Annotated in this window: 21 protein-coding genes; 9 read left to right on the top strand and 12 right to left on the bottom strand. The window is 68.1% G+C overall.

Annotated elements, in window-relative coordinates:
• Positions 1-97: 97 nt before the first annotated feature.
• Positions 98-715 carry a TetR/AcrR family transcriptional regulator gene (locus tag AB0L65_RS31820; RefSeq protein WP_364252623.1) on the bottom strand — a complete coding sequence of 206 codons (618 nt, stop codon included), beginning with the start codon at positions 713-715 and terminating at the stop codon, positions 98-100.
• A 96-nt stretch (positions 716-811) separates the two neighbouring features.
• Here AB0L65_RS31820 and AB0L65_RS31815 point away from each other — a divergent pair, with 96 nt between their 5' ends.
• Together AB0L65_RS31815 and AB0L65_RS31810 are read left to right on the top strand one after the other, a co-directional pair.
• Entirely contained in the window at positions 812-1,702 is an 891-nt protein-coding gene (locus AB0L65_RS31815; protein WP_364252620.1) for an MBL fold metallo-hydrolase, read from the top strand.
• Positions 1,703-1,833: 131 nt separating this feature from the next.
• Entirely contained in the window at positions 1,834-2,742 is a 909-nt protein-coding gene (locus AB0L65_RS31810; protein ID WP_364252617.1) for an alpha/beta hydrolase, read from the top strand.
• 449 nt (positions 2,743-3,191) lie between these two features.
• On the opposite strand, the gene AB0L65_RS31805 is transcribed toward AB0L65_RS31810, so the two are convergent.
• Together AB0L65_RS31805 and AB0L65_RS31800 are read right to left on the bottom strand one after the other, a co-directional pair.
• Entirely contained in the window at positions 3,192-3,506 is a 315-nt protein-coding gene (locus AB0L65_RS31805; RefSeq protein ID WP_364252614.1) for an STAS domain-containing protein, read from the bottom strand.
• Between the two features lie 114 nt (positions 3,507-3,620).
• Positions 3,621-4,208, bottom strand: a complete 588-nt coding sequence (locus AB0L65_RS31800; RefSeq protein WP_364252611.1) for a DUF5994 family protein — start codon at positions 4,206-4,208, stop codon at positions 3,621-3,623.
• Positions 4,209-4,766: 558 nt separating this feature from the next.
• On the opposite strand from AB0L65_RS31800, the gene AB0L65_RS31795 reads away from it, so the two are divergent.
• Positions 4,767-5,951: a DUF2786 domain-containing protein gene (locus tag AB0L65_RS31795; protein ID WP_364252608.1), complete on the top strand. Its 1,185-nt coding sequence runs from the start codon at positions 4,767-4,769 to the stop codon at positions 5,949-5,951.
• Positions 5,952-6,060: 109 nt separating this feature from the next.
• Here AB0L65_RS31795 and AB0L65_RS31790 read toward each other — a convergent pair whose 3' ends face one another.
• From AB0L65_RS31790 to AB0L65_RS31780, 3 genes are all read right to left on the bottom strand, one after another.
• Positions 6,061-6,246 (bottom strand): integrase core domain-containing protein, encoded by a 186-nt coding sequence (locus tag AB0L65_RS31790; RefSeq protein ID WP_364252605.1) that lies wholly within the window; start codon positions 6,244-6,246, stop codon positions 6,061-6,063.
• On the bottom strand, positions 6,209-6,502 hold the full coding sequence (locus AB0L65_RS31785; RefSeq protein ID WP_364252602.1) for a hypothetical protein: 294 nt from the start codon (positions 6,500-6,502) through the stop codon (positions 6,209-6,211). Before AB0L65_RS31785 ends, AB0L65_RS31790 begins: the two co-directional genes overlap by 38 nt.
• 854 nt (positions 6,503-7,356) lie before the next feature.
• A complete protein-coding gene (locus AB0L65_RS31780) occupies positions 7,357-7,731 on the bottom strand; it encodes a DUF488 family protein (RefSeq protein ID WP_364252599.1) in 375 nt (124 codons plus the stop codon).
• A 310-nt stretch (positions 7,732-8,041) separates the two neighbouring features.
• Here AB0L65_RS31780 and AB0L65_RS31775 point away from each other — a divergent pair, with 310 nt between their 5' ends.
• Both AB0L65_RS31775 and ctaD read left to right on the top strand, forming a co-directional pair.
• Positions 8,042-8,338: a hypothetical protein gene (locus AB0L65_RS31775; protein ID WP_364252596.1), complete on the top strand. Its 297-nt coding sequence runs from the start codon at positions 8,042-8,044 to the stop codon at positions 8,336-8,338.
• Between the two features lie 410 nt (positions 8,339-8,748).
• Positions 8,749-10,440, top strand: coding sequence for a cytochrome c oxidase subunit I (ctaD, locus tag AB0L65_RS31770; RefSeq protein ID WP_364252802.1), 1,692 nt, complete (start codon positions 8,749-8,751; stop codon positions 10,438-10,440).
• Between the two features lie 163 nt (positions 10,441-10,603).
• Here the strand turns inward: ctaD and AB0L65_RS31765 are convergent, their stop codons facing one another.
• The 5 genes from AB0L65_RS31765 to AB0L65_RS31745 form a co-directional block, all read right to left on the bottom strand.
• Positions 10,604-11,308: a hypothetical protein gene (locus tag AB0L65_RS31765; RefSeq protein ID WP_364252593.1), complete on the bottom strand. Its 705-nt coding sequence runs from the start codon at positions 11,306-11,308 to the stop codon at positions 10,604-10,606.
• A gap of 233 nt (positions 11,309-11,541) precedes the next feature.
• Positions 11,542-12,090, bottom strand: a complete 549-nt coding sequence (locus tag AB0L65_RS31760) for an RNA polymerase sigma factor (RefSeq protein ID WP_364252590.1) — start codon at positions 12,088-12,090, stop codon at positions 11,542-11,544.
• Between the two features lie 478 nt (positions 12,091-12,568).
• Positions 12,569-13,966, bottom strand: a complete 1,398-nt coding sequence (locus AB0L65_RS31755; RefSeq protein WP_364252587.1) for a hypothetical protein — start codon at positions 13,964-13,966, stop codon at positions 12,569-12,571.
• Complete coding sequence (locus AB0L65_RS31750; protein WP_364252584.1) at positions 13,963-14,820, bottom strand: hypothetical protein; 858 nt, start codon at positions 14,818-14,820, stop codon at positions 13,963-13,965. The genes AB0L65_RS31755 and AB0L65_RS31750 overlap by 4 nt, the downstream gene beginning before the upstream one ends.
• Positions 14,817-15,368 (bottom strand): RNA polymerase sigma factor, encoded by a 552-nt coding sequence (locus tag AB0L65_RS31745; RefSeq protein WP_364252581.1) that lies wholly within the window; start codon positions 15,366-15,368, stop codon positions 14,817-14,819. The genes AB0L65_RS31750 and AB0L65_RS31745 overlap by 4 nt, the downstream gene beginning before the upstream one ends.
• 190 nt (positions 15,369-15,558) lie before the next feature.
• Here AB0L65_RS31745 and AB0L65_RS31740 point away from each other — a divergent pair, with 190 nt between their 5' ends.
• The 3 genes from AB0L65_RS31740 to AB0L65_RS31730 all read left to right on the top strand — a co-directional run bounded on the left by AB0L65_RS31740 (position 15,559) and on the right by AB0L65_RS31730 (position 22,354).
• Positions 15,559-15,711, top strand: a complete 153-nt coding sequence (locus AB0L65_RS31740) for a hypothetical protein (RefSeq protein ID WP_364252578.1) — start codon at positions 15,559-15,561, stop codon at positions 15,709-15,711.
• A gap of 92 nt (positions 15,712-15,803) precedes the next feature.
• Positions 15,804-18,176 carry a trypsin-like serine protease gene (locus AB0L65_RS31735; RefSeq protein ID WP_364252575.1) on the top strand — a complete coding sequence of 791 codons (2,373 nt, stop codon included), beginning with the start codon at positions 15,804-15,806 and terminating at the stop codon, positions 18,174-18,176.
• 89 nt (positions 18,177-18,265) lie between these two features.
• A complete protein-coding gene (locus AB0L65_RS31730; protein ID WP_364252572.1) occupies positions 18,266-22,354 on the top strand; it encodes a DddA-like double-stranded DNA deaminase toxin in 4,089 nt (1,362 codons plus the stop codon).
• 1,716 nt (positions 22,355-24,070) lie between these two features.
• Here AB0L65_RS31730 and AB0L65_RS31725 read toward each other — a convergent pair.
• On the bottom strand, positions 24,071-25,843 hold the full coding sequence (locus tag AB0L65_RS31725) for a right-handed parallel beta-helix repeat-containing protein (protein WP_364252569.1): 1,773 nt from the start codon (positions 25,841-25,843) through the stop codon (positions 24,071-24,073).
• Here AB0L65_RS31725 and AB0L65_RS31720 point away from each other — a divergent pair.
• Positions 25,821-26,219, top strand: a complete 399-nt coding sequence (locus tag AB0L65_RS31720) for a hypothetical protein (protein WP_364252566.1) — start codon at positions 25,821-25,823, stop codon at positions 26,217-26,219. The genes AB0L65_RS31725 and AB0L65_RS31720 overlap by 23 nt on opposite strands.
• Positions 26,220-26,444 lie beyond the last annotated feature (225 nt).

The following is a 26,444-nucleotide window of genomic DNA, read 5'->3' as shown; positions in this document are numbered from 1 at the left end:
AGAACTCGACACAGAATTAATCCAGCTCAGCTGCCTTGATCAAATTGACAGGTTCCGAACCCGCTGTCTGCAGGAGCTTCGTTACTCACGCACTCTCCTACGGAGCGGCCCGGTGCGTCGGTCGTGTGCCGGTCGACAGGGCTGCGTCCAGGAGCGTGGCGGCGGCTCTCCGGGCGTCGGTGAACGCCTCGGCGTCGTTGCAGGAGGCGGCCAGCGCGTTGGCGCCTTCGAAGAGTACGGTGAGTTGCCGACCGAGGACGGCGGGGTCGGCCGCTCCGGCCTCGGCAGCGGTGGCCACCAGCCGATCGCGGAAGACCTGCTTGTGATGCTGCGCGAGACGGGCGACGTCCGGGAGCTCGCCCGCCCCCTCGACGACAGCGTTGTGGAAGGGGCATCCACGGATGAGCGCCCCTTCGATAGGGGTGAAGATCGCCAGCAGCCGCTGGGCAGGGGGCAGGTCGGCGCGGTCCAGCTCCGCTTCGGCGGGGATCGTCTTGTCTGCTTCGATCCGGCGCAGATACTCCACCACCAGGGCGTTCTTGGTCGGGAAGTGCACGTAGAAGGTCCGCGGGGAGACGTGCGCGGCGTCCATGAGTGCCGCCACCCCGGTGGCGTGGATGCCCCGCGTGTAGAAGAGCTCCTGCGCCGCCTGCAGGATCCGCTCACGCGCTCCACGCCCGCCGCGCGAGGTCTTGGCCGGTTCCGCTGTCGCCATACCCGTAAGTATAGCGACCACTTTACTTCTGTCGCGAGGAGGCGTAGCTTCGCCTCTAAGTAAAGCGATCGGTATACCTAGAGAGGATCATCGATCATGAGCCCGACCGGCCTCACCCACAAGGTGTTCATCAACAAGTCGCCCCAGCAGGACAGCGGCGACCTCCCCAACGGAGAGCGGCGGCTCTTCCCGCCGCTGGCCAGCACCCTGATCTACGGCGCCGAGGAGGCTGTGCTCGTCGACCCGGGCCTCACCACCGACCAGGCGCACGCGCTGGGCGACTGGGTCGCCGGCATGAACCGGAGGCTGACCGACATCTTCATCACCCACGGCCACGGCGACCACTGGTTCAACACGGACCTGCTCGCGCAGCGGTTCGGCGCCCGCGTCGTAGCCGGCGAGGGGACGATCGGCCAGATGCACGCCAACGTCGCCGCCCGGCCGTTCGTCTGGGACAAGGTCTACCCGGGCATCCCCGAATCACCGGTGACCGCGGTGACGGTGCCGGGCAACCGCTTCACCCTCGAAGGCAACGAACTGGTCATCGTCGAGGCCGGCTACACCGACACCGACGCCTCCACTGTCCTGCACGTGCCCGATCTCGGGCTCGTCGTCGCCGGCGACGTCATCTACAACGGCGCCCACCTGTACCTGTCGGAGACCTCGCTGGCGGGCCTGGACGCCTGGCGGCAGGCGATCGACCGGGTCGAGTCGCTGGGGGCACGCCACATCGTGGCCGGTCACCAGAACGCCGACCGCGACGACGACGCGGCCCGCACCATCGCCGAGACACGCGAATACCTCGACGTCGCCGAGGAACTGTTCCGCACCCAGAAGACCGCTGTCGACTACTTCAACGAGATGGTCGACCGCTATCCCGACCGGCTCGGACGCACTGTCCTGTGGGCCACCGCCCAGGCCGTCTACGGCATCCGCGACAACCCCGGGCAGGACCCCGTCCAGTACATCGCCGGCGGCTGGCTCTAACCCATCAGCCCATCGCCGCCGCCTTCACGCAACCAAGCAAGGCAACAGCACCGGGATCGCCTGGAATCGGGGGCCAGGCCCACCGAATGCGGTCAACCTACGGATCCCCACCCACCTTCGGAGGGCGAACCATGGATCTTCCCACCGACAGCGACAAGCTCGAAGAGAAGGGCATGCCCATGTCAACAAGCTCATATTCCGACCTCCCGCACCAGCGAATCGAGGCCGCCAACGGCATCACGTACCTCTACCGCGAGAGCGGCAAGAGCGCCGATGGCGCGGTCCCGTTGGTGCTCCTCCAACACTTCCGCGGCAACCTCGACAACTGGGATCCCGCCCTGATCGACGCACTGGCCACCGACCGACAGGTCATCGCCTTCGACAACACCGGTGTCGGCGGCTCATCCGGGACAACACCGAACACCGTCGAGCAAATGGCGGCCGACGCCATCGCGTTCGTGACCGCTCTCGGCTTGGATCGGGTCGACCTGCTGGGGTTCTCTCTCGGTAGCTTCGTCGCCCAGCAGATCGCGCTGACCCGTCCGGCCCTGATACGCAAAATGGTCCTCGCATCCTCGGCACCGCAAGGCGCGGCAGGCATGCACGGTTGGGCACCGGAGGTCATCGGCGCGATCGGGAACCCCGAAACGAGTCCCGAGCAGTACCTCGACATCTTCTTCACCCAGTCGCCGGCAAGCCGCCAGGCGGGGCAGGCCGTGCTCATGCGTGCCTACTCCCGCACCCAGGACCGGGACGCGTCCACGACCTGGCAGACCCGCCAGGCCCAGTACGACGCGATCTGCATCTGGGGCATACCCGACCACGGCCGGCTCCAGCGGCTCAGCAGCCTGACGATGCCGGTCTTCGTCGCCAACGGCGACAGCGACCCGATGATCCTGCCGCACTACTCCCACCTGCTCGCGGGCCTGATCCCGCACGCCCAGATCAAGATCTACCCCAACGCGGCACACGGGTTCCTCTTCCAGCACCACACCGAGTTCGCCACCGACGTCGTAACCTTCCTCCGCGACCCTGCCTGACCGCTACGAAGAAAGGTGCGACGCTGGTAGCGTTCGAGCAGCTCAGGCACCTGCTCCCGGAACGTCTCCCGAGGGCATCCCCACGCCGGGCAGAGCAGACGCCGGACCTGTGGCGACACCATCACCGGCCGGCCGGCCGGCTCCAATCAGCACACCCCAGCCCAGAGAGATCTTGTCCTCGACGCCGTGCAACCTGTCATTACCGCCGCCAGCGCGCTATTCGACATTCCAAAGCCCCAACCGGTCCAGGTGAACAACCCTCGTATAGCCTGCTGGCGTCCACTCGGCACTGACCGGCATTCCCTCTCGACATCCCACGGTTTCTGTCAGTCGGGAACATGTCCGCCAGAACGGGGCAGGCGCAGTCAACTGCCGAGAGCCGGCGCTGCCGCTTGCACACCTGCTGGTGATCGAAGCTGCCCGCCACGTCGCGCGGAACCCCACCCCGCTCACGCCACCATCGGTAGGCCGCGGCCCAGGCCGGTGATGCGCAGCAGCCGGGACATGAACGGGCGGGGCGCGGTCAGGGCCATCGTGATGCCCATCGACCGGGCGCGGCGCTGGATACCGACCAGGACGGCCAAGCCGCCGGCGTCGCAGAACGACACCTTCGACAGGTCGAGGATGAGCAGGCTCGTGCTGTAGTGCAGCGTGCTCATCAGTTGCCGGCGAAGCGCTGGACTGGTGAAGATGTCGATCTCCCCCGACAAGTGGACGGTGGTCGGCGTTGACGGGTCGAGTGGCGCGGTGTCGATGGCGGTCATGGAAGTCTCCCCTTTTGGAGAAGCTGAAATGAGATGAGATGCCCTCCGGCTGGAAAGCCGGCCCGGTCTGCCGTGGCTGAACCGGCTCGATCAGGTCGGCGGACGGTACGTGGGTTACGCCGGGGCTGATGGCCGTCTGATGGAGTACCGCGCCTCCTGCCCGCTGACCGAGCCGCTCTCGCTCTCCCAGCGGGCCATGCTGTCGGCTGTCGCGCGGAGAGCGGGATCGGACGGCAGGTGCGCGAGGGCGAAGATGGCATCGCCAGTCAGGTCGGCGGTGTTCTGGGCGGTGAGCTCGAGCGCGGCCTCGGCAGGGCCGACGGCGGTGTCCGGCGGAATGATCAGCAGGGCGACCGGCTCGTCGGAGGCGAAGAACAGAACGATCACGTGAGGGTCGCCATGCCGGAACCCACCGATGCGGACCGTCCGTCCACGTGCCGGGATCCGACATGGGACGCGCCGCCACGCGTCCCGATGCACGCCTACCAGCAGCGTGGTCCGCTGCAGCCGCTGGTCGACGGCGGCGATGAGATCGGGGAGTTCGGCGGCCGCGTCGCGGGAGTAGGGCCACCAGGCCCCGTTCACCACGGCTGACCGCTCCAGCACCGGGTGGAGGCTGAGCCGTAGCTCAGAATCGACCCGAGGCGTCACGGACGAGGCGGACCTCAACGGTGCGGGTTGAGAAACAAGCGTCGGCGTCATGGTCGTCTGACCCGTCCAGGCCCCAAGAGGAGGGCCGCGGTGAGTGGTTCGCCGGGGGCGACGCAGACCTGAATGCCAACGCTCGAAAAGACCTCGGTGTTTTCGACACTACCCCGTGCTTCCGAAATCCTGTAATTCCGGAAGCGGCCCGAGTAGGTGACGTGCTCGGCACCACCGCTCACCCGAGCGCGAACTGGGTCATCCAGACGATAAAGAATCTGGTGATGGCCCTGGACCAAGCGGCCCCACTGCGTACCATCACGGATCAGATTACGGACCCTGAGCGAATCATCGACCTGGACATACGCCGACGAGTCCGGCTCGGCGGCGTCCTCCACGAGTACTCACATGCGGCTTGAACTGCACGGATGGGGTTTTCGGCAAGCGCAGACGGGCGGACCGTCTCACCAGGCAAGGTTCTGCGCTGAGAGTGATTCGAGTTCTTGGGCCCCACAGGGTCGGTCAGGACCTCGCCGCCTTCCTCCGCGCCGGTGAGCAAGGGAGCGGGCTCCGTCACGGTAGAGTTCTGGCGGACTTTCATTAAGGTGGACGGCATGTGTGAGTAAGGCCAATGAGCTGATCGGCGCGGCGATGGAGGCGCTTGCCCGCGAGGATCAGGCGTCCTTCGACTCCGCCGCCGCCTTCCTGGCCGACCGGGACGACGCCGATCGCGTGCTGGTGGAGGTCGTGACCCGTGCGATCTCGGGGTTGTGGCGGAACGGATGGCAGCCCGCCGATGTGGTCAGGATCGCGGCCAGGCGGCTGACCGACTGGCACGGGCGGGCGGCGGCCGACCTCATCGCCTGGGAGATGCGGGCCTATGAGCCGGCCACGGTGGATGAGCGCTGGCGCGACCAACTCGCCGGCTTGGAGGCCGCGGTGTGGTGGAAGGGCGGCTACCTGGCGGCGCGGCAGGCGCGCGACGGGGCCGGCCGTCTGGTGACCGTCTCCGGTGTGCTGGAACTGCTGGGGTTGCTGACCGGGCTGCCCCGGCTGGAGTCGTTGAGCCCGCCGCCCGGGGCCGCTCGCCGTACGGTCCAGGCACGCTCGCACGTGGTCAGCGAGAAGACGCTCGCGCGGGTGCGGGCGCTGCTGGCCAAGGCGGAGTCGACGACGTACGAGGCGGAGGCGGAGACGTTCATGTCGGCGGCGCAGAGCTTGATGGCGAAGTACAGCATCGACGCGGCGATGCTGGACGCGCAACCAGGCGGAGGTGAGGCCCCGGCGGGCATCCGGGTCGGCATCGACGCGCCGTACGAGCAGCCCAAGGCCGTGCTGCTCGTTCTCATCGCCGAGGCCAACAGGTGCCGGGTGATCTGGTCGAAGGATCTGGGGTTCGCCACCGTGCTGGGGTTCTGGGCGGACCTGTCCTGGGTGGAGATGCTGTTCACCTCGCTGCTGGTGCAGGCGCAGACCGCGCTGGTGAACTCGGGCACCAGAAAGCACGGCACCGGCCGATCGAAGAGTAAGACATTCCGCCAGTCGTTCCTGTCGGCGTTCGCTTCCAGGATCGGGGAGCGGCTCGCCGAGGCCACGGCGGCCGCGGTCTCGCAGGAGAGCGCCAGCCGGGGCACCGACCTGGTGCCGATGCTGGCGGCCCGCGAGCAGGAGGTGGAGCAGGCGGTCGAGCGCATGTTCCCGAACCTGGTCTCGCATGCGGTCCGCACGTCCTGGGACCGGGAGGGCTGGGCGGCGGGCCGTACCGCCGCCGATCAGGCCAGCCTCGGGGCGCGAGACCGATAGCGCTCCGGGTGCGAATATCCATCCGCGCAGGCATGGAGGTGATGCGCTCTCTTGTGCTCCCGTCGCACGCACGCACGGCATGATGGTCGATCGTGCTACTGCGCTTGGCCTAGCTGACGATGACGACCACCTTCTCGTTTCTGGGGGGCCGTTGGTGGCGGGACTGGTGCGGCCGGTGCCCGTTGTGGTGCATCAGGTATTCGTCAAGCACACGGGCCAGATGGCATTCGCTGAGGATCAAGGTCCGGTCCAGGAGTTCACGGCGCAGAGTGCCGATGACCCGCGATGAGGTCACCCAGGTCCATCGCCAGGTTGCGGGCCTGCCGCGCCGTCCACGCTCCGGTCGGGTACGGGGTTACTCCGGCCAAGTGCGGTCTCCGGGTGCCGTGCTCGATGAAGACGAGCACGTACAGCCGTTTGAGCAGCATGGTCTCGACCACCAGGAAGTCGCACGCGATGATCGCATGGGCCTGTGCGGCCAGGACTGCCGCCAGGTCGGCCCGGCCCGGCGGGGCGCCGGGCCGATACCGGCGGCATGCAGGATCTCCCACACCGTGGAGGCAGCAATCGAGTAACCCAGGCCGGCCAACTCGCCTTGGACTCTCCGGTGCCCCCGCGTCGGGTTCTCCCGCACCATTCGAACGATCAGCGCCTTGACCGATCGCCGGGTACAAGGGCGTCCCGGACGCCGTCTGTCGGTGAAGGTCCATTTACGCGCCACGAGGCTGCGATGCCAACGCAGGATCGTCGCAGGGGTCATGGGGAACACCTTCGCCCACCGGGGGCGGTTGATCAGCTGGGACAACGCCGCCGGCCAGAGCCGGTCGGCGGGCTCCCACCGCGGCCGGCCACCGAGCTCACGGCGGAGTACCTGATTCTCGTGACGGAGCACCAGCAACTCGACATCCTTCGACAGGTCAGAGCAGACCGGCACCGCCGGCAAGCCGAACAAGCACCTCACCAACCGGTAGACCAGCGGCAAAAACACCCCGCGATGGTCGCAGCCGCTGCCCTGATCCTGCAGCAAAACCCAGCTCAGAGCACGAAACTGTGTTTTCGCGGGCAACTCAGGCCGATTTCGATGGGAATGACCCTAGATTTGGCCACTCGCGCGAACAGCAGACGTAAAGAACCCTCCCACCTCGGGTTGCGCCCGAGGCAGAGAGGGCTTCGTAGGGCTGATTATCTCCTGTACGGCCTTGCGTGCTCGGGCGGTGGTCAGTTCCGGTTCGGCCCAGGCCACCCACCGTTTGGCGCGGGCCACGTGGCGGCCGCGATTCTCATCGAAGCTGAACGGCCCGAGATGCGGCCCGCCCATGATTCCTCATCCCGCGACGATCCGGCTGGCATGCCGGAGCAACCGATGGGCCGATGCCGCGGACGGCGGCGGCACAAGGCATCACGGTCATCCCTTGGATCGCCCGCGGCCGGTCAGCCACTCTGCGAGGACCGCGGCCTGGCTGTGGTCCACGTCCTTGGTGGCGGTCAGCAGCGTGAGATCGTCATGGGCAGCGAGGTCACGCAGGTGTCGGGCCGCTTCCCGATGTCCGGCGTCACGCAGCTCAGCAAGGTAGCGGCGGCGGAACTCGGCGAAGCGGCTCGGCTCGTGGCCGTACCACCGGCGCAGTTCGCTGGACGGGGCGACGTCACGCAGCCACTCGTCCAGGTGAGCGTCCTGCTTACGCATACCCCGCGGCCAGACCCGGTCGACGAGCACCCGCTTGCCGTCCTGCGGTGAGGTCTCCTCATAGACTCGGCGATAGGTGATGTGCACGGCCATGACAGCACCTCCCCAGATCGATCGGCTCGCCCCGCGCAAAGCCGGAGGGTGACTCCGTTGAGCGGGCGTTTCCCAACGTACCCATTTTAGGAGAGCACCTGGCGGCCGGCCCGGTCCGGGCGGGCGCAGATCGAGCTCGAACGCCGGCCGTTGCCGAAAGTGGCCACGCCCCTGTGAAGGGACGGCGCCTTGGTGGGCTACCAACCGCCGGAGTCGCTCCACAGGATGCCGGCGGCGGCTGCGACGATGTGGGCGGCACCGCGCCTGCCGAAAATTCCATCCATGCAGTTCAAACGGCATGTGAGTATTCGTGCAGGACGCCGCCGAGCCGGTCTCGTCGGCGGATGGTCAAGCTCGCGATTCGCTCGGGGTCAGTGATCGGATCCGGGACGGGACGCAGCGGGGCGGCTGGGGCGAGAGCTTGATGGGCTCGGTGCCCGTTGTAGAACTGTTCGTACTCGCGCAGGGCGTGCCGCAGGTGGCGTTCGTTCCACAGCAGGCAGCGGTCGAGAAGCTCGGTGATCTGGTGCGCAGGGCGGGACTCTCGATGTCCTTGTCCCGCGATCACCCATCGGCAGCAACCGCAGCGCGGCGAAAGCGTTCGTGACGGCCGGACAGGCCAGGCGAAGGAGCACGACCGGTCATCCTGCCGCACTGGCTCTTCTTCAGGAATTGAAGTCCGCGCACCAGAGAAGCCCTACAAGGCCGTGACCTGGACGGATGGAATTGTCGGCAGGCGCAGAGCCGGGTAGTCGGTCCGGTGTTCTCCCGCGGCGGCGCTCTGCCGCTCGAGCCGGCAAAGCGCCACCTCGCACCCAGAAAGGTTGCCCAGCAGGTGCGACCGCTCAAGGCTCGCCCCGCACCTGCCCGAGGTCGAGTTCCTTGACGGGGCCCTTTGCCGGCGCACCATGACATGACCGGCTTCTAGGACTTCGCATCGATTAGGCCAAAGGCAGAGCGGGAAGTCCAAGTTCCGTCCCCCCGGCAGCCGTCGGGAGGGAACGTGTCGTGGCCAGGATCGAGCAGCAGCCGGAGCCCACGACCCCCGTCCAGGTCAGCCACCGGACCAGGGCCGGGCGGTTGATCACCTCGTGGCTGTCCACCACCGATCACAAGGTGGTCGGGTATCTCTACCTCTCGACCAGCTTCATCTTCTTCCTCCTGGCCGGGATCATGGCGATGGTGATCCGCGCCGAACTGCTCGGTCCGGGACTGCAGTTCGTCACGCGAGAGCAGTTCAACCAGCTCTTCAGCATCCACGGCACGATCATGCTGCTGCTGTTCGCGACTCCGCTCTTCGGCGGGTTCGCCAACTTCGTCATGCCCTTGCAGATCGGCGCCCCGGACGTCGCCTTCCCCCGGTTGAACATGGTGGGTTACTGGTTGTTCCTGTTCGGCGGACTCATAGTGATCAGCGGCTTCCTCCTGCCCGGCGGCGCCGCCCCGTTCGGCTGGACCGCCTACACCCCGCTGTCCACGCAGGAGTTCACCCCCGGCCCCAACATCGGCGGCGACCTGTGGGTGATGGGCCTGGCACTCAGCGGGCTGGGCACCATCCTCGCCTCCGTCAACTTCATCACCACCATCATCTGCATGCGAGCGCCGGGCATGACCATGTTCCGGATGCCGATCTTCACCTGGAACACCCTGCTGACCAGCCTGATGGTGTTGATAGCGTTCCCGGTGCTGGCGGCGGCGCTGCTGGTGCTGGAGTCGGACCGCAAGCTGGGCACCCACGTCTTCGACGCGGCCAGCGGCGGCGCGATCCTGTGGCAGCACCTGTTCTGGTTCTTCGGTCACCCCGAGGTGTACATCATCGCGCTGCCGTTCTTCGGCATCGTGACCGAGGTGATTCCGGTCTTCAGCCGTAAACCGCTCTTCGGCTACCTCGGCATGATCGGCGCCACCATCGCCATCGCCGGACTGTCGATGACCGTGTGGGCCCACCACATGTTCGTCACCGGACAGGTGCTCCTGCCGTTCTTCTCCATCATGACGTTCCTCATCGCGGTCCCGACCGGGGTGAAGTTCTTCAACTGGACCGGCACCATGTGGCGCGGCCACCTGTCCTTCGAGGCGCCGATGCTGTTCTCCGTCGGCTTCCTCCTGACATTCCTGTTCGGCGGCCTCACGGGCGTCATCCTGGCCTCGCCGCCGCTCGACTTCCACATCAGCGACACCTACTTCGTCGTCGCCCACTTCCACTACACGGTCTTCGGCACCGTGGTCTTCGCGATGTTCTCCGGTTTCTACTTCTGGTGGCCGAAGATGACGGGCCGGATGCTCAACGACAGGTTGGGCAAGCTGCATTTCTGGCCGTTGTTCATCGGCTTCCACACCACGTTCCTCATCCAGCACTGGCTCGGCGTGCTCGGCTTCCCGCGCCGGTACGCCGACTACAGCCCGGCCGACGGATTCACCACGCTCAACGCGATCTCCTCGGCCGGCGCGTTCCTGCTCGGGGCCTCGACCCTGGTGTTCCTCTACAACATCTACTGGACGCACCGCCACGCCCCCAAAGTGAGCGTGGACGACCCATGGGGCTTCGGGAACTCTCTGGAGTGGGCCACGTCCTGCCCGCCACCGCGGCACAACTTCACCTTCCTGCCCCGCATCGGTACCGAGCGCCCGGCCTTCGACCTGCACCACCCGTACACCGGCCAACCACAACTGCCCGCCGAACCGCAGACGGAGGTCCCGCCGCCATGACCGGCCACCTCGGCTGGAGGCGCTGGAGCCGGGCCAGGCCGACTTCTGGCCCACCATGCAACTCCTGATGGGCCAGATCCGGGCGCACACCCGGGAGGAGGAGAACGACCTGTTCCCACGCCTCCGTGAGGCGTGCCCGGCCGATCAAGCGGCAGCGGGGTTTTCATCGCGGGAGCTCGTCCGTCCACTCGGTGGTCACCGAGATATACGAGTTGCTCATCGCCGAACCCCCTTCGGCGGTCAGCAAGATGTTGGCACGCGCCACCCGGGCAGCCTCGGGATCGACGACCATCCTGATCTCCAGGCTCCCGGAGAGCGGGATCACCAGTTCCTGCCCGCCCTCGACCGGCCCCTCATTCTTGACCCCCGGCGTCGCGGCGAGGGCCTCGAACGCCGCCGAACGGACCTGCGCGGGCGTCGGCAGCTCCGTGATCAGGGTGATCAGCGGGGAGACGAGCTCGCCTTGCCGGTCGGCAGGGGTCATGGCGCTGTCATTCCGGGGAAGCCCGGCGATGCGCTCCTTCAGCTTCTCCGGATCCGACGGAAGCCCTTCGAGCTCCTCGAAACCGATCTCGGCGCCCATGAGCCTGAACGGGGCCGGGTCCTCGACGACGGCGCCGGGCGTGGCGTACGGCTCGTTCCTGGACCAGCGGTGGCCATCGCGGGTGGTCCAGTTCTCCTGTATCTCGGGCGCGTCCGAGCCCTGCCACGTACGCGTGATGTGCCAATAGGTCCCCGTGCTCTGGGGGATGTGCTCGGCGCTGGCCGCGGCCATGAGCAGGACGTCCCTGCCCGAGACCGGTGCGGCGGCGGGCGGAACCAGGCTGGTAACGATCACGGCGACGGCCACTGCGGTGGCGACCGCCATTCCCAGCACCGGCAGGAGCCGGCCGCGACGCCCGACGGCACCTGCCCGCCACGGCAGGCGCCGGACACCCTGGAGACTGGCAGGACGCGTTTGGGGAGCGGCTGTGGCGGGGTCCTCAGCTGTGATCAAGGTGAGTAGCGCTTGTGCCTCCGCGTCGGAAGGGTGGCCTCCCGGCTGTCCGGGCGCGAGCCGGGCAAGCGCCCTCGTCATGGCGTCGATCTCGTCGGTGTTCTTCACAGCGACCTCTCCGCCGGCGCAAGCCGGCTTTCCGGGGTTGAACGGATGCCGGCATCGGTCAGCGCGCGGGAAAAGCGCCGGCGAGCGCGGTGGAGCCTGACGCGTACGACGTTGCGCGACAGGCCCAGCGCCGTGGCGATGTCCTTGTGGTCGAGGCCCTCCCAGGCGACCAGCGCCAGCAATTCCCGGTCGTCGTCGGGCAGGGCGCGAAATATCTGGCTGATCGCTTCCCGTTCGAGCCCGCTATCGGGAGAATCGGCGTACCGGTCGGCCATCTTCACATCGAGCTCGGCACTGCGGGCCTTGCGGCGACTCTCGCTACGGTGGTGGTTGGCCAGCACGTTGCGTGCCACGCCGTAGAGCCATAACGTGGCCTCTTCCCCTGACGGCAGATCGTCCATCCGCCGCCAGGCGATCGTGAAGGTCTCCGCCACCACGTCCGCGGCATCCTGCGGCGAGTCGCAGCGGCGCACGGCATACGCTGTGATCTGGCCATACGTCTCCCGGTAGACGGCCTCAAATCTGGCCAGCCGTTCGTCAGGCACGGGCGGTTCCCATGAGCGATTCCTTTGTCAGCACGAAATACAGACATGCCTCCTATGTGTCGAGGACGCCCATCATTACGCGCCAACCTGAAGAAGTTTCAGCGTGTACCGCTCGAATATTGAGTTACGTGACCTGAGCTGCGGTTAAGCGGCGCGGCGGTATTCGCTGATCGCGCCTGCAACGACAGGTTCTCGGCGGATGGCTCGCGGGTCGCTGAGCTCGGTCACGTCTTGGGAGGGCTGCGCTGGATGTCCGGGGGACGTTGCCGCCGAGGCTGGTGCGGCCGGTGACCGTTGTAGTGAGGGGCATACTCGGCCAGCACCGACCGTAGGTGTCGTTCGTTGTAGATCAGCATGCGGCCGGTACGCTCGGCCCGTCCTGGTGAACTTGGCATGCGGCCCACCAGGACGAGCCGCCGCGCGGACGACTGGTCGTACCCGTACAGCCGGTGTGAGGCGACCTCCCACCCCGGCCGGGTCACACCGCTGGGCCGACCGCGTACGCGCGGACGATCGTCTGCGTCAGCCCGCCGCCGGACCCGTTCTGAGCCGTCACGCGCAGCGACACGAACCCCGGCGTTGCCGGGTTACGGACCAGGGCCGTCCACCCCGATCCGGACGCCGCCACCGGAACGGCGTGCCAGGTCGCCCCGTCGTCGGCCGACATCTCCAGCCGCAGCCGCTTGACCGGCCCGGCGCCTTGGCCGCGTTCGACCCAGATGGGCAGCCGGGTCAGCGAGCCCGGCGTGGCCCGGTTGGCGTCGTCGAGCCCCTCCGGGGTGTACCGCACCGCCATCAGCGGCAGCGGCCGCCGCTCGGCCGTGTGCGACGAACGGAACGTCCAGGCCGCCTCCACCTCCGTGGACAGCACGGACTGCCTGCTCATGGACGTGCTCAGCGTGTACGAGGCGGCCCCGGCGGGCAGTTCGGCACGCAGCTCGCACCGCTCCGGCAGGGCGATCAGGCAGTCGGTGATCTCGGAGGTCGCGAGCACCTTGCCCGCGCCCGCGAGCGTGACGGTTCCCGTCGCGGAGACGTCCGTCCCGGCCCTGCCCGCGACGCCGTCGGCGAACAGGCCGCCCCCGGCGAACACCAGCTCATCCCCGGTACGGCTGCCGCCGCCCCGGCTGAGCGACGGCCCGGCCACCGCGGTGTTCCAGGTCTCGCTCGTATGCCCGGGCCGGACGACCTCGCCGTCATCCACCAGCACGTGCGTGTCGATCTCCAGCCCGCTGTCCCACACCAGCCCCGGCGTACGGTAGAAGGTGAGCGTGACTCCCTTGCCCGTCATGCCCTGCTTCCACGCCTGTGGGGCGCCGATCTGCTTGACGCTCTGGTCGAGGGCGAAGGAGCGCTGCCCGTCCAGCCAGATCTTCGTGGCGGCGGTCGTACGGGCATCGCCGATCAGGTCCTTCCACGTCTGGGCCGCGGCCGACTTGGGCACGCGCACCGCGGACATACCGAGACCGGCGACCCGGCGCTCCTCCCGCGCGCCCCGCAGCCCGCCTCCCTGGACGATCAGTGGGAGGTCGTTCCTGTCGGCGTCGCCGTAGTGCCAGCTCAGGAGTTGGGTGACGTCGAAAAGGCGCCGGTCGAGCCTGCCCTGGGCGATCAGCGGCAGGGCGTCGGAGGGGATCACGTACAGATGGCCGCCGTGCACCTGCCGCATGAACCCCACCTCCCTGCCCGCGCCCGGCTCGACCCGGTATCCTCCCCCGGCCACGATGACCCGGTCCCCGGTGAGCAGCGTCACCGCGTTCCCCCGAGTTGCGCTCGTCCGCGCTGTGTTCGTCTGGGCCGCGTTCCCTCCGGTCGCGGAGGCCGGGAGCGGGGCCGCCGCCAGCAACGCGGCGGCCACCGCCATGCGCAGGATCATGAACCGCACCCCGCCTTCCGGAGGATCGTCCTCAGCAGCTCGCCGTCCATCGGCGTCTCGCTCACGACCAGGTCCGCCGTGTCGTACGAGGCCAGCCCGCCGCCCGTCACGTACATGGAGTCGGGCACCGAAGCGGTGACCCGCGCGTCCTCCCCCCGCTCGCCGGGCCGCTTGACGGCGTACTCCCTGACGCTCACCCCCATCTCCTTCAGCCGTCCCCGCACCTCGCCCACCGGCCGGTTGTAGAACGGCTGACAGTGCAGGGGCTCGCCGTCGTCGCTCAGACCGGCGCCGGCCTGGTACTCCTCTCCCGGACGGCCCGCACGGCCGAGCAGGATGTCCGCCTGGGCGGTGAAGTCCTTGGCGATGGTGACGCCGATCGGGCACTGCCGGTAGCGCCCGCACTGTTCCGGCCGGTCGATCGTCTTGATCTTGTCCGCGTACGGGAAGGGGCCCGCCTTCCAGCCGAGCGTGTCGGTGGAGATCTCCCCGACGAGGCTCGGGCTCACGGGCACGACCTTCAGCGAGATCTTGAGCCCCAGCCCACGCAGCCTGCTCTCGTACACCTCGGGCTTGGCGTAGAGGTCCTTGACCTCGATGACGTAGTGGTCACCCTCCTCCTTGACGTCGAGCGCGGCGGCGGGGGAGGCGGCGAGGAACGTGGGCAGCGCCCCGGCGGCGACCGCCGCCGCGATCGGCAGCGCCACCGCCCACCTCCTCCTCTTCTTCAGCGGCTTCTGCAGCGGCGCGGCGTCGTCCATGATCTGGGTCAGCATCTCCCGGGCCCCCGGCGTCAGGCCGGGTCCGGGGTCGGGGGCGAGGCTCTTGACGATGTCGTCGACGTCGGTGTTCACGCGTTCTCCTTGGCGAGGTTCACGGCGCGCGGGCCGTAGGCGGTCAGGTCGGCGTCGGCGCGGGCCAGTTCGACGGCCAGCCGCTTGCGGGCGCGGTGCAGGCGCTGGCGGGCCGCCGTGGAGGAGCAGCCGAGCACTTTGGCGATCTGCGGCGTGTCGAGCCCCTCCCAGCCGACCAGGGACAGCAACTCCCTGTCGTCGCCGGGCAGGCGGGCGAACGCCTCCCGGGCCGCGTCGGAGGCCGTGTTCACGACGGTGCCGGTCCAGTCGGCGAACTCTTCGCGCAGGCGTACGGTCAGCGCCGCCCTGCGAGACTGGCCGCGCCGGTGGTTGGCCAGGGTGCGCCTGGCCACGCCGTAGAGCCACAGCCGGGCCTCCTCGCCGTACGGCACGTCGGCCAGCCGCCGCCACGCCGTGGTGAACGTCTCGGCCAGCACGTCGGCGGCGTCGTCGGGGTCTTCGGCACGGCGGCGTACGTAACTGGAGACGGCCGCGTAATGCTCGGTGTAGATCTCCTCGAAGCGCCGCCGGGGCTCCGCTGGTCCCACGTCGTCGTCCTTCCGGTACAGGAATGTCACATGCCGGTAAATGTCCGGCACTTTACGGGTGTGACAGCGGCCGCCCGGCTCGCGGGGACGAACCGCGGAAGCGACTTCCCAGACGGTCGAGGGAGAAGACACGATCACCGCAGGCCAAGCCCGTTCCCACGGCCGATGGCCGGGCCCGATCCCGCTCCTGGTGCTGATCGCGACATCAGGCGATCCCGCCGCAGCCGTCGCAGGCTTGGTGGCGGCGGCCATGCTGCCGGCACCGCAGCAGATCACGATGCCGGCGCAGGATCATGTCAGGGCGGATCAGCAACGTGAGGTGCCGCGGCGCCTCCACACATGACGAGTGCAAAGGAGCTCTCCGCTGGGCAAATGGCCGCCTTATGTCCGGTAGATGCCCTGGTTCGCCTAGATCGCGAGTCCCACAATCGTGCCGTGAACCTCCAGCGAATGATCCGGTTATTACACATCACAGCCCTCTCGTTCTTGATGGCCATCTCCTCGACCGTGCTCTGGGCGGGGGCGACGCCGGCGTATGCGGTGCGGGGCGGGAGCCCGGTCGCCGACGGTACGTGGGGTTTCGTGGCGAAGGTGAACGTCGGTGAGAAGCACGCATGCACGGGAGCCCTGGTCAGCCCGCAGTGGGTGATCACGGCCACCAGTTGTTTCGCCGCGGAGGGGCAGCCCGTCAAGAGCGGGGCGCCGACGGAGGCGACGACGGTGACGGTCGGCAGGACGGACCTGTTCGGCTCGGGCGGGCGGGTGCTGCCCGTGGAGTGGATCCACCCGCACCATGACCGGGATGTCGTGCTGGTCCGGTTGTCGTTGCGGGTACTCGACGTGACACCTGTCGCGGTCAGCTCCACCGTTCCTGCCGCGGGGGACGCGCTACAGGTCGCCGGCTATGGCCGGACCGCTGAGGAGTGGGCGCCCAACCGGCTGCATGCCGCGCCGGTCACCGCCGGGGCCGTGGCCGCCGGCTCGTTCGGCTGGACCGGAGCGAGCGGCGGCGACACGAGCGCCTGTCAGGGCGACGCGGGTGCCCCGGTGTTCCGTACGGGCGGGAGCCGTCCGGAGCTCGTCGGGCTCAGCATCGGCGCGGGGCAAGGGGGCTGCCTCGGTGCGGCTGGCGACGGGCCGCGCGGCGCCGACGCGGTGCGGGTGGACGACCTGGCGAGCTGGATCAGCCTGGTCGCGGCCGAGCCCACCACCACCTTCCGGACGTACGGCCCCAGTTCGACCGGGCTCGGCGGCTATGACCTGAAGGACGCCCGAGACCAGGTGGTGGCGTTCGACTATGCACATTCGGGGAAGCTGGATCACCTGCTGCTGTACCGGCCGGGAGCTGGGATGGTCTCCATCCTCAAGCGGGGCTCGGACGGCACCTACGCACCGGTGTACTCCTCGGCCGACGGTGGGATCGGCGGCTATGACCTGAAGAACCCGGCGGACCGGATCACTGCCTTCGATTACGACGGCTCGGGGAAGCTCGATCATCTGGTGTTGTACCGGCCGGCGACCGGGATGGTGCACATTCTCAAGCACGGCAGTGGCGCCACGTTCACGCCGGTCTACTCCTCGGCCGACAGTGGGATCGGTGGCTATGACCTGAAGAGCGCGGCGGATCAGATCATCGCCTTCGATTACGAGGGCTCGGGGAAGCTCGATCATCTGCTGCTCTACCGTCCGGGCGGGCACACGGCCTGGATCCTCGAGCACGGCGCGGGCAACACGTTCAGAGCGGTGTTCCACAGCTCGACCGGCATCGGTGGCTATGACCTGCTCAACACGGCGGACCGGATCACCGCCTTCGATTACGAGGGCTCGGGGAAGCTGGATCATCTGGTGTTGTACCGGCCCGGGGCCGGGATGGTCTCCATCCTCAAGCGAGGCGCGGACGGCACGTACGCGCCGGTCTACTCCTCGGCCGCCGGCGGGATCGGTGGTTACGACCTGAAGGGCACGGCGGATCAGATCATCGCCTTCGATTACGAGAATTCGGGGAAGCTGGATCATCTGCTGCTCTACCGTCCGGGCTCGCAGACGGCCTGGGTCCTCCAACACGGCGCGGGCAACACGTTCAGAGCGGTGTTCCACAGCTCGACCGGCATCGGTGGCTATGACCTGAAGAGCACGAGGGACCGGATCATCGCCTTCGATTTCCAGGGGTCGGGCGGGCAGAGCCATCTGCTCCTCTACCGACCGATGGACGGGATCGCGTGGGTCGTGAGCCGGGCCTATCCGCCCGGGCGGCCGATCCTGGAAACCGTGTGGCCCGTCATCCGCCCGGACTCCATCGTGGAGAACTTCGCCTATCCCGTGGACTTCCATCACGAGTTCGCAGGTACGTCCGGTCAGGACGACTGGGGTACGGACGAGGCCGAGGCGAAGAACTTCCAGCTACTCTCCGGCAACGGCGGGATCATCTGGGTCTCGTGCACCGCGTCCCCGGAGAACGGGGTCGGCGTGATCAAGGTGTTCCCGGGCCTGTTGAACGGCCAGACCGAGGTCGGCGAGCCGCACCTCGGCGTGACGGCGGTGTGCTTCAAGGTCATCGAACCCGCGGGATACGTGAAGCTCCGGATCCCGAACGTCTACGAGGTCCAGGGGGACAGCCGCTCACCGGGAGCCGGCCATGACGTGGACGCGACCGTTGTGAACGTGACGTCCGGCGCGGAGCGCACCAAGCGCGTCGAGCGGGACGAGAGCGAGCAGTTCGGACGTACGGACACCACCTGCGACGAGAACCACCCGGATTATCCGGACAACTGCCGAGAGACCCTCCTGGAACTGCGGGTCGTCAGCTGAGAACGGAACGGCCGACCGGCAGGTGACAGCCGGTCGGCCGTCCAGCCCATTCCTGTGGAAGCATCGACCGAACAGGTGGAGAGACTGCGATGAAGGCGATTCGCGCGTGGCGCGGCAGGGCTTTATGGCAGATGACGAGTGTCGTCGGCGCCGTGCTCTCGCTGCTTCTCGTGAGCAGCCCGATCGTCGAAGCACGGGCCGCGGCGGCGGAGGCGGACCCACCTCGCGCGCCGGCATGCGAACGCCAGGTGGTCCTGGATGCCTGGGTCACGGGCGGTGTGAACGTCCGTCCGGCCGCGGAGGATGCGCTGCTCGGAGGGCAGGCGGAGATCTGCGCCTTCCTCGCCCAGCTTCCCCGGCTCGCGACGCAGGACGATCGTGAGCAGGTCGGCCGCATCAAGGCCCACGGAGGCCCCGAGGTGTCCGCCGCTGCCAACGCCGCCCTGGTCTCGGACAACTCCGGTGCCGTGGTGGCGTTTCTCGACGGCGGCTGGGAGACCGCTCGGGAGATCGACCTGCGCGCCAGCGTGAACGAGATGAAGGCGGCCGGCGGACCGGAGGTCAAGGCTGCCGCGAACGCGGTGCTGCGCAACGGGTCGCGTACGGCCTTGGGGCAGTTCATCGAGTCGGGATGGCGGCTGCCGTACCGGCTGGACCTGCGGGCGGTCGTCAATCGTGCGATGGCTGACGGCGGCCCGGAGGTGCAGGCCGCGGCGAACCGGGCGCTCCAGGACGGCAGCCTGGAGATGCAGGAACGATTCGTCCAGATCGACTGGGGGGTGGCCCAGGCCCGGGACAACGAGAACCAGACCTTGGGCGATCTCCGGGCGAGCGCCACAGAGGCGACTCGCCGTGCGGCATTCGAGACGATCTCCGCGGTCGCGCAGGCGGAGCGCGCGAAGGCCGAGTCCCTGGCGGCCAAGAACGACGCGCTGGAGGCGCAACGCCTCGCCTCGCTGGCCGGACAGGAGTCGGCGGAGGCCAAGCGTCAGGCCCAGCGTGCGGCTGAGGCGGCCGACCGCGCCGCGGTGGCATCCAGCGTCGCCGTACAAGCCGCGCGGGCGGCGGCGGACGCCGCGCGCGCGGCCGCCGGAGCCGCCGGACGCGCGGCGACCGCGGCGGCGCGGGCGCATACGAAGTCCGACGAGGCGTGGGCGGCCGCGTCGGCGGCGGAGCTGAACGCGGCCGCCGCCGCCACGGCGGAGATGCACAACCGCGTCATGCAGCAGATCGGCCCGCAGATCTCCGCCTGGATCTCGCCCATCAACCAGATCACCGCCGTGACGCAGCAGGCATACGCCGCGGTCGCCGCCGCCGATTCGGCGCGGGCGAACACCGAGGCCGCCGGACGCGCGGCCGAGGCCGCCGGCCGTTATGCGGGGGCAGCCAGCGCCGAGGCGCGGGCCGCGTTCGCCGCGGCCGCGCGGGCGGGAGCGAGCGCGGAACGGGCGAAGCGCGCCACCGCGGAAACGGTGCGTCAAGCGGACATCGCCCAGGACGCGGCCGGCAAGGCGCGAGATGCCGCGACGCGAGCGGTGTCCTATGCGGAGGCGGCGGCCAGCGCCGCGGCAAGCGCGGCCCAGCATGCGGGCAGCGCCGTCAACGCGGCCGAGCTGGCGACGCAGCACGCGAACAATGCCTACCGTGCGGCGGAGGACGCGTTGCAGGCGGCCGAGACGGCCCAAGCCGTCTACAAGTCGGCGCGCGAGGCAGACGCCGAACGGCTCAAGAACGAGCTCGAGCTCGAGTTGTCCTTCGCCCGGCACATCAGTGCGGAAGCCGCCAAGGCCAAGTTGCAGGACGCTCGCGGCTTCGGAGTGCCGATGGGCCGCTATCACACTCCGCAGATCGATGCGCTGATCGCCGAGGCCGCCGACACGCGGACCGATCCCGCACTGGCGGTCGGCAAGGCGCGGGAAGTGGCCCGGTACTTCGCGACCGTGCCCGGTACGTGGAGCAGTTCGGCGGCCATGTCCGCTCTCGGCGAGGACGATGACGTCCTCGTCCTCCAGTTCGTCAGGAGCGGGCTCGCAGCCGCCGAGGAGCAGGACGACCGCACAACGCTGACCGGTCTCATGGTCACCGGCACCCCGGCCATGAGAGCCGCCGCCCAGCACACTCTCGACGGCGGGTGGCCCGGCGTCATCGCGTTCCTCAACGACCCGGACTACCCCGAGCGAGCCGCCGAACAGCGGGAGCAGGTCGGGCGGATCCTCGCCGACGCCCGCAGCGCCGGCAACACCGAGACCGAGAAAGCGGCGAACACCGCCCTGCGCTCGGACGATCCGGACGCGCTCGAGAAGTTCCTGGAGGTGACGCACAACACCACGTACACGATCGACATCCGGTCGAGGGTCGGCGCGATCGCCGGGGATGACTCCTACGGCACCGAGGTGCGGAACGGCGCCCAGATCGCGCTCGCCGGCACGACGGCGATGCAGGTCGAGTTCCTGGAGGTGGATCGGCACCGTGCGGCCGAACGCGACTACGCGACGGCCACGCACAACTACATCGCCACCTCCTTGATGATCGAGACCTCGCAGATCGCGGAGCGCGCCGTCGAGTTCGCGCGCACCGCGCAGGCCGCGGCGGCAGAGGCCCGCGGTGCGGCGGAGGAGGCCATCGGTTACGCGGACGACGCCGGCAAGGCCGCCGACCAGGCGCGGACGTACGCGACCGAGGCCGTCGCCCAAGCCCGCGACGCCGCCGCGTCCGCCGAACGAGCCGCGCAGGCCGTTCGCACCGCCGCCGCCGCGACCAAGCAGGCCCAGCAGTCGGCCGGGAAGGCGTCCCTCTCGGCCCGCTGGGCACGCGCCTCGGCTGCTTCGGCGGCAAAGGACGCGGCAAGCGCCTTCGCCGCCTACGACACCGCGTACAAGGCGCAGATCCTGGCCGGCCAGAGCGCGTCAGAAGCGGCTCGCATCGCTGCCGAGGTCTTCGAAGACTATCGGGAAGAGGCCAAGGCCCGGCTGAACGAACTCAAGGCCGAGTGGTACGGACACTGCAAGTGGGGGCCCGAGGACGGCCTGCCCGGATACAACGACTGCAACGCCTACGTCGAAAAGATTCTCAACGATCCCAAGGGGCCACTCCACGACCCGGACGGCTACGCCCAGGAACGGATCCAGCACTGCAGGAACCAGTTCGTCGGCAAGGCCCTGGACGCCTGCATGTCCGTCGTCCTGAGCCCGCTCTTCACCTTCGCGGCAAGGGGGATCTCCGACCGGGAGACCGAAACCCATCGCCTCGCCGAGGAGTACATGGCCCTGACCGGACTGGACCTGCTCAACGGCGCCTCCCAATGGTCGTTGGCGAACAAGTGCAAGAACGCCGCCAAGGGAGGCGTCGTGACCGGGGGGAAGAAGTTCTCGGACTGCATCACCGGCGCCCTGGACCTGTCCGAAGATCCCGACTGGAACAAGTATGCGAGCGAGTGGAAGGGCACCTTCGTGGAGTCGCTCGTCCCGGAGGAGCTTCGGTTCGCCGAGTACAACTCGGAATGGGGAACGATGTACCTGCGCGAGCACCTGTCCGACCGGACCATTCTCTCGGCGATTCACGAGTCCGACCTGGCGACGTCACTCCTGCGCATCCTTCCGATCGGATGCGTTCAGGACGGCGGGCAGTGCCCGTACGCGGATACCGCGCAACAGCTGAAGAACGTGAGCGAGTCGATCAAGCTGCTGAACAACCAGGGCTACATCGTCGACGAGTCCGGGCGGGTGCTCGATGCGAGCGGACTGCCGATCGCGAGCCTGCCACCGATCGATGATCTCCAGAAATGGGCGAACTATACGGTCGAAAGCGGGCTGCACGACGACCTGGCGGCCCTCGAAGACCGTCTCGGCCTGCTGTACAGGCAGGAGTTCGGGCTGCCCATGGCGCCACCGGCATGGCACCTCGAGACACAGCTCGCCTATCGCGTCGCCACGCGGGAGGTGAAGCTACGCGAGAACACGCTCCGGCTGGTCATGAACAACCGTGGCGGTGTCTGTGACGCGGTGCCGATCAACGGCACCGCACTCGACCAGCAGCGACAGGTCGTGGCCGGGTGCGTCCAAGCCATCAAGATGTTGCTTCCGGCCGGCACGACCATGATCATCTACTATCCCGATCCGGCGAATCCGGCAGAGCTGCTTGAGGTCACCGTGCGTGGCGTCGGCCGCTGGCTGGACTGAGCCCGTCACCGCCCTCGGGGTCCGCGGCGGAGTCTTCAGCACCATGATGCCCACAGCGGCGAACACCTCATCGAAGACGGCGGTGAACTTGGCGTCCCGATCACGGATGAGGAAGCGGAAGGTCTCCGCTCGTCCGCCGAGGCCGAGCAGGAGATCGCGGGCCTGAGCGGACTCTCCCGGGCCAGACGAAGCGCCAAGGCCCGGATGGAGGCGCGGGTGAGAGGCCGACCCTGGCTGCGGCGCTTGAAGATTCAGCGCCGCCAGACCAGATCGGCGTGCCGGCGCAGCAGCGTGCCCGGCCGCACGAACAACCACCGACGACCCGCTGAAGACGGCAGCCACGCACCGCCCGACCCGCGAGCCGGACGAAGATCAGATAGAGCAACCGCAGCGCGGTGATAAGCGATCATGCCCGCCGGCAACCGGAACGCCGAACCCCCAACTTTCGGGCACCCACATGCGCCGAACAGATCGGACAGCCACCGGCAGAACGCGGCCGGATTGGCGGGTGACGGTGCCCGAAATTTTGGGCGGCATTCATCGATCGGACTGCTTCATAAAAGTGACGCGACAGGGATACGACAGGGGCAAGAAAGGGGTCTGCCCTAACTTTACTGCTGAGAGTTCACGACAGAAAGGCGAGAAAGCAAGGAGGCGGAGCGTTCGGCAAATTCCCGCTGATCGTGAACACCTCAGCCTGAACGGAAGATACAGGGGCCTACGCGGTTCGTGACCTCTCAGACGGTTTCACGACCACTCTTTCCAAAGGAGAACGCCATGCGTCCACGTCGCATCATCGCCGTGTCAGCCCTGGCAGCGGCTGGTCTGTTGCTCAGCACTTTCCCCGCCTCTGCTGACCCCCGGTCCCCGGTCGCACCCCCTGCCCCGACGCGCGTGTCCACTCCAGCGACCAGCGGTCCGTCCACCGATTCCTCAACGACTCTGGCCGACCTGTGCTGGAACAGAGAGAACAGATGGTGGTGCAGCAATAGAACGTCAGCGCCTATCTACGAGGCCGGCACCACCAACATCATCGATTACCTCCGGAGCAACCCCAGCGTCTTCGCCTGCCGGGCCGAAGGCAACCGCAACAACAACGGCCCTCACCCCAACCGGTGGGAGTGGACCAATGGCGATGTCACCGGCCGATGGGGATACGTGATGGACAGCTGGATCTCCAGCGAGACAGATCCCCTTCCGGTCTGCTGAACGAATTACTGAACGACGCCCGCCCGCCGCGTAGCGCTGGCCTTCGGTTTCGTATGTCCTCGAGCGCCTGTACGTATTGAATTCGACGAGGTGCTCGCCGGCGCGGGACGTGCGCGTCCTGAAGACTCCGCGGCGCTCGCCACGGGCGAACGCGTAGCCGAGCGGTTCGTCGACATGGAGAAAGTCGCACGCCAGGATTCCGGAAATCCGGCCGAGGCGGTCGATATCACGGCTCGAACAGAGAGGCGAAGCGCCGTCTGCGGCCTGGCTTGGGAAATGAGGAACCGGCGCCACGTCGGTGAGGCCCGGCGCGGCGCAGGCCCAAACCCCGCCGCCGCCAGGACCCGGCGGACCGTCCCCTCCCCCGGCTTGTATCCAAGACCGAGGCCTGGATGCGCCGATGCCCACATCCTGGATTCTCCCATCAGAGCGGCTGTAACACAGGGTTCCGTATTACAGCCGCTCTTTCCCAGGAAGGCGGGCGGAGCGCCGTCACCGGGTCTTTTGCTAAAGCTTCCCGGGACGGATTGCCACATCATCGATCTGGAACGCGGGTCCGGCGGTGCTCGCGTTCCAGACAAAGGTCCAGTCGACGCGGGTCGTGCCCGCGGGCGCGGTGAACGTGCCGGCTGCTTCGGTCCAGGCGGTCTTCTGGGCCAGGGAGATGGCGTCGGTACGCAGCACCGTGCCGGACTCGTCGCGCCACCGCACATTCCACGTGACGGCAGGCATGGTCGCCACGGCCTCCCGGTACCACAGCGACACCTGGTAGCTCGTACCGGCGACCACACCGCTGTATCCGGGGAAGTTGTCAAGCGCCACCGCGCTGCCGGACGCCTGGGCGCTGGTCATCTGGAGCGAGCCCGTGCCACCATGCGCGCCGCCGGTCTGGTGCGCCAGGCTGGCCCCGTACCACGGGGCGTAGGGCGAGGTCGTCGAGCCGGACTCGAAGTCCTGCTCGGCGATCGCCGGCGGGACGGGCGTGCCGCCGTCGAACGTGCTGCCGGCGTCCTGGCCGTACTGGGGGCCGACCCACAGCCCGGGCACGATGCGATTGCCCATGTCGGTGACCCTGAACTGCCACGGTCCTGTGTAGGTGTTGTCGTGCCAGGAGTTGTGCGAGTCGTGGACGATCGACTGCTGGATCACGGCGCCCTTGTACGGCGACCAGTCCGGGTACGTACCCCAGTTGGACAGCAGGGCCATGTGCCCGCAGTACTGCGTCGGGCAGCCGCCGTTGACGGCACTGGGGTCGAAGGCGAACGTGTTGTGGTGGATGTCGACGTTCTTCGTCCACCAGCGGCAGTTGGTGTAGAGCGGCTCGCTGGCGATGGCGGGAGCCGAGCACTGTGAGGTGTTGGTCGGTCCGACGATCAGCGTGCAGTCGCCGGTCGTCGAGGCCGGGCTGTTGCAGAACCGGTCGGCGTTCGCCCACGCGGTGATCCCGCCCCAGTTGTTCTCGAGCCGGTTGCCGGTGATCTCGATCTTGCTGGTCCGCGCTGGCACGCGGGGCTCACCATCCGCCTCGGACAGGTAGATCGCCGCTTCGGGGAACGGGTCGCCCTTCGCTGCCCGCTCGGCACCGGAGGCCCAGGCGTTGCGGCGGATGGTGTTGTTCCGGATCACGACGTTGTAGCTGATCTCGTAGAAGATCGCGAGCGACTCGTTGTCCTCGATGAGGTTGTCCTCGATGAGGAAGTCGTTGTTGTTGGTGTCCGCCCAGACCCCCGGCCCGTGGTTGCCGTGAACCCAGTTGCCGGTCACGTCGGCACCGTTCACCGCCCAGAACTTCATGCCACCGGTACATCCGCACCCAGGTTCCTGGTGCTCCCAGTCCTCGGTGTTGTTGCCGGTGAACTCGTTGTCCGCCACAACCAGGCCGGTGATGGTGTTGCCGGCCTTGTACGCGTTCAGGCCGTACTGCCCGTTGTCCTTGAGGCAGTTGCCACGGATCTTGTTCGTGGCCCCGGCCATCAGCCCCGCGCCGGAGTTGTCGCGGATCGTGTTGTGCTCCACGACCCAGCCGTCGCCGGAGTCGTGGTTGACCACACCCTGATCGCGCGGCGCGACGAATCCGGTGATGGTCAGGTACCGGATCGTGACGCCGGTCGCCTGCTGAGTGAACGCGTACCGGTTCAGCCGCTGCCCGTCCAGTACCGCGCCGGGCGCGCCGATGAACGTCGCGCCGTTGCCGGGCATGATCTGGGCGTACTGGTCGGTGCCCAGCGTGTGTGTGCCGGTCTCGAAGTAGTACGTGGTGTTCGCCTGGCGTAAGTTCACGCCGCTGTTGTCGCCCGCAGGGACCACGACCGCGCCGGAGGGCGGTGTGGTCGGGCCGTTCAGCGACGAGCTGCCGCAGACCGCTGCCGTTGCCGTTGCCGTCGTCGAATCGGCTGCCGAATCGACCGCGTCGCCACTCGCCGGCGTCGCGCCGCCCATGACAACCGTGGCTAGGGCCACCAACGCCACTGGCCAGGTTCTTCGCATTCCTGTTCTCCTCCAGGTTTTGACCAGCCTTGGCCGCACTCGACCGCCGGCCGTCGCCGCTGTAGACGGCGCTCGCGCCTACCCTCAAGATCAAACGCTGAGAGAGTACTGCAGGGCCGATAACGGCGTCCTGCTGATCAGGGACAGCGACAGACATCACTGTCCCTGAGATCCGGTGGCGCACACATCCGCATGTCAGGCGTGGACGACGCGTCGAAGGCCGGTCACGTTGCATCACCTTGGATTCGGTACGCGACGCCAGCACTTTCGCGACTGCTCCGTGGCATAGGTCGTGCCGCCGGATCAGGTCTCGCGCCCGGCAGGTCCAGCGCCCCGCGAAGACTTCCGAAGCAGAGGTACACCCGTCCTCGCGAAGCGGTATGCCATCGCGGCT

Origin of the sequence: Nonomuraea sp. NPDC052116 (genome assembly GCF_040680035.1) — a bacterium.
Classification (GTDB): Bacteria; Actinomycetota; Actinomycetes; order Streptosporangiales; family Streptosporangiaceae; genus Nonomuraea; species Nonomuraea angiospora_A.
This window is presented reverse-complemented; position numbering and strand designations above follow the sequence as displayed.

Excerpts from the sequence above, each read along its gene's own strand:
- AB0L65_RS31820 (WP_364252623.1), bottom strand. The coding sequence starts at position 715 with ATGGCGACAGCGGAACCGGCCAAGACCTCGCGCGGCGGGCGTGGAGCG.
- AB0L65_RS31815 (WP_364252620.1), top strand. The coding sequence starts at position 812 with ATGAGCCCGACCGGCCTCACCCACAAGGTGTTCATCAACAAGTCGCCC.
- AB0L65_RS31810 (WP_364252617.1), top strand. The coding sequence starts at position 1,834 with ATGGATCTTCCCACCGACAGCGACAAGCTCGAAGAGAAGGGCATGCCC.
- AB0L65_RS31805 (WP_364252614.1), bottom strand. The coding sequence starts at position 3,506 with ATGACCGCCATCGACACCGCGCCACTCGACCCGTCAACGCCGACCACC.
- AB0L65_RS31800 (WP_364252611.1), bottom strand. The coding sequence starts at position 4,208 with ATGACGCCGACGCTTGTTTCTCAACCCGCACCGTTGAGGTCCGCCTCG.
- AB0L65_RS31780 (WP_364252599.1), bottom strand. The coding sequence starts at position 7,731 with ATGGCCGTGCACATCACCTATCGCCGAGTCTATGAGGAGACCTCACCG.
- AB0L65_RS31765 (WP_364252593.1), bottom strand. The coding sequence starts at position 11,308 with ATGGCGGTCGCCACCGCAGTGGCCGTCGCCGTGATCGTTACCAGCCTG.
- AB0L65_RS31755 (WP_364252587.1), bottom strand. The coding sequence starts at position 13,966 with ATGATCCTGCGCATGGCGGTGGCCGCCGCGTTGCTGGCGGCGGCCCCG.
- AB0L65_RS31730 (WP_364252572.1), top strand. The coding sequence starts at position 18,266 with ATGAAGGCGATTCGCGCGTGGCGCGGCAGGGCTTTATGGCAGATGACG.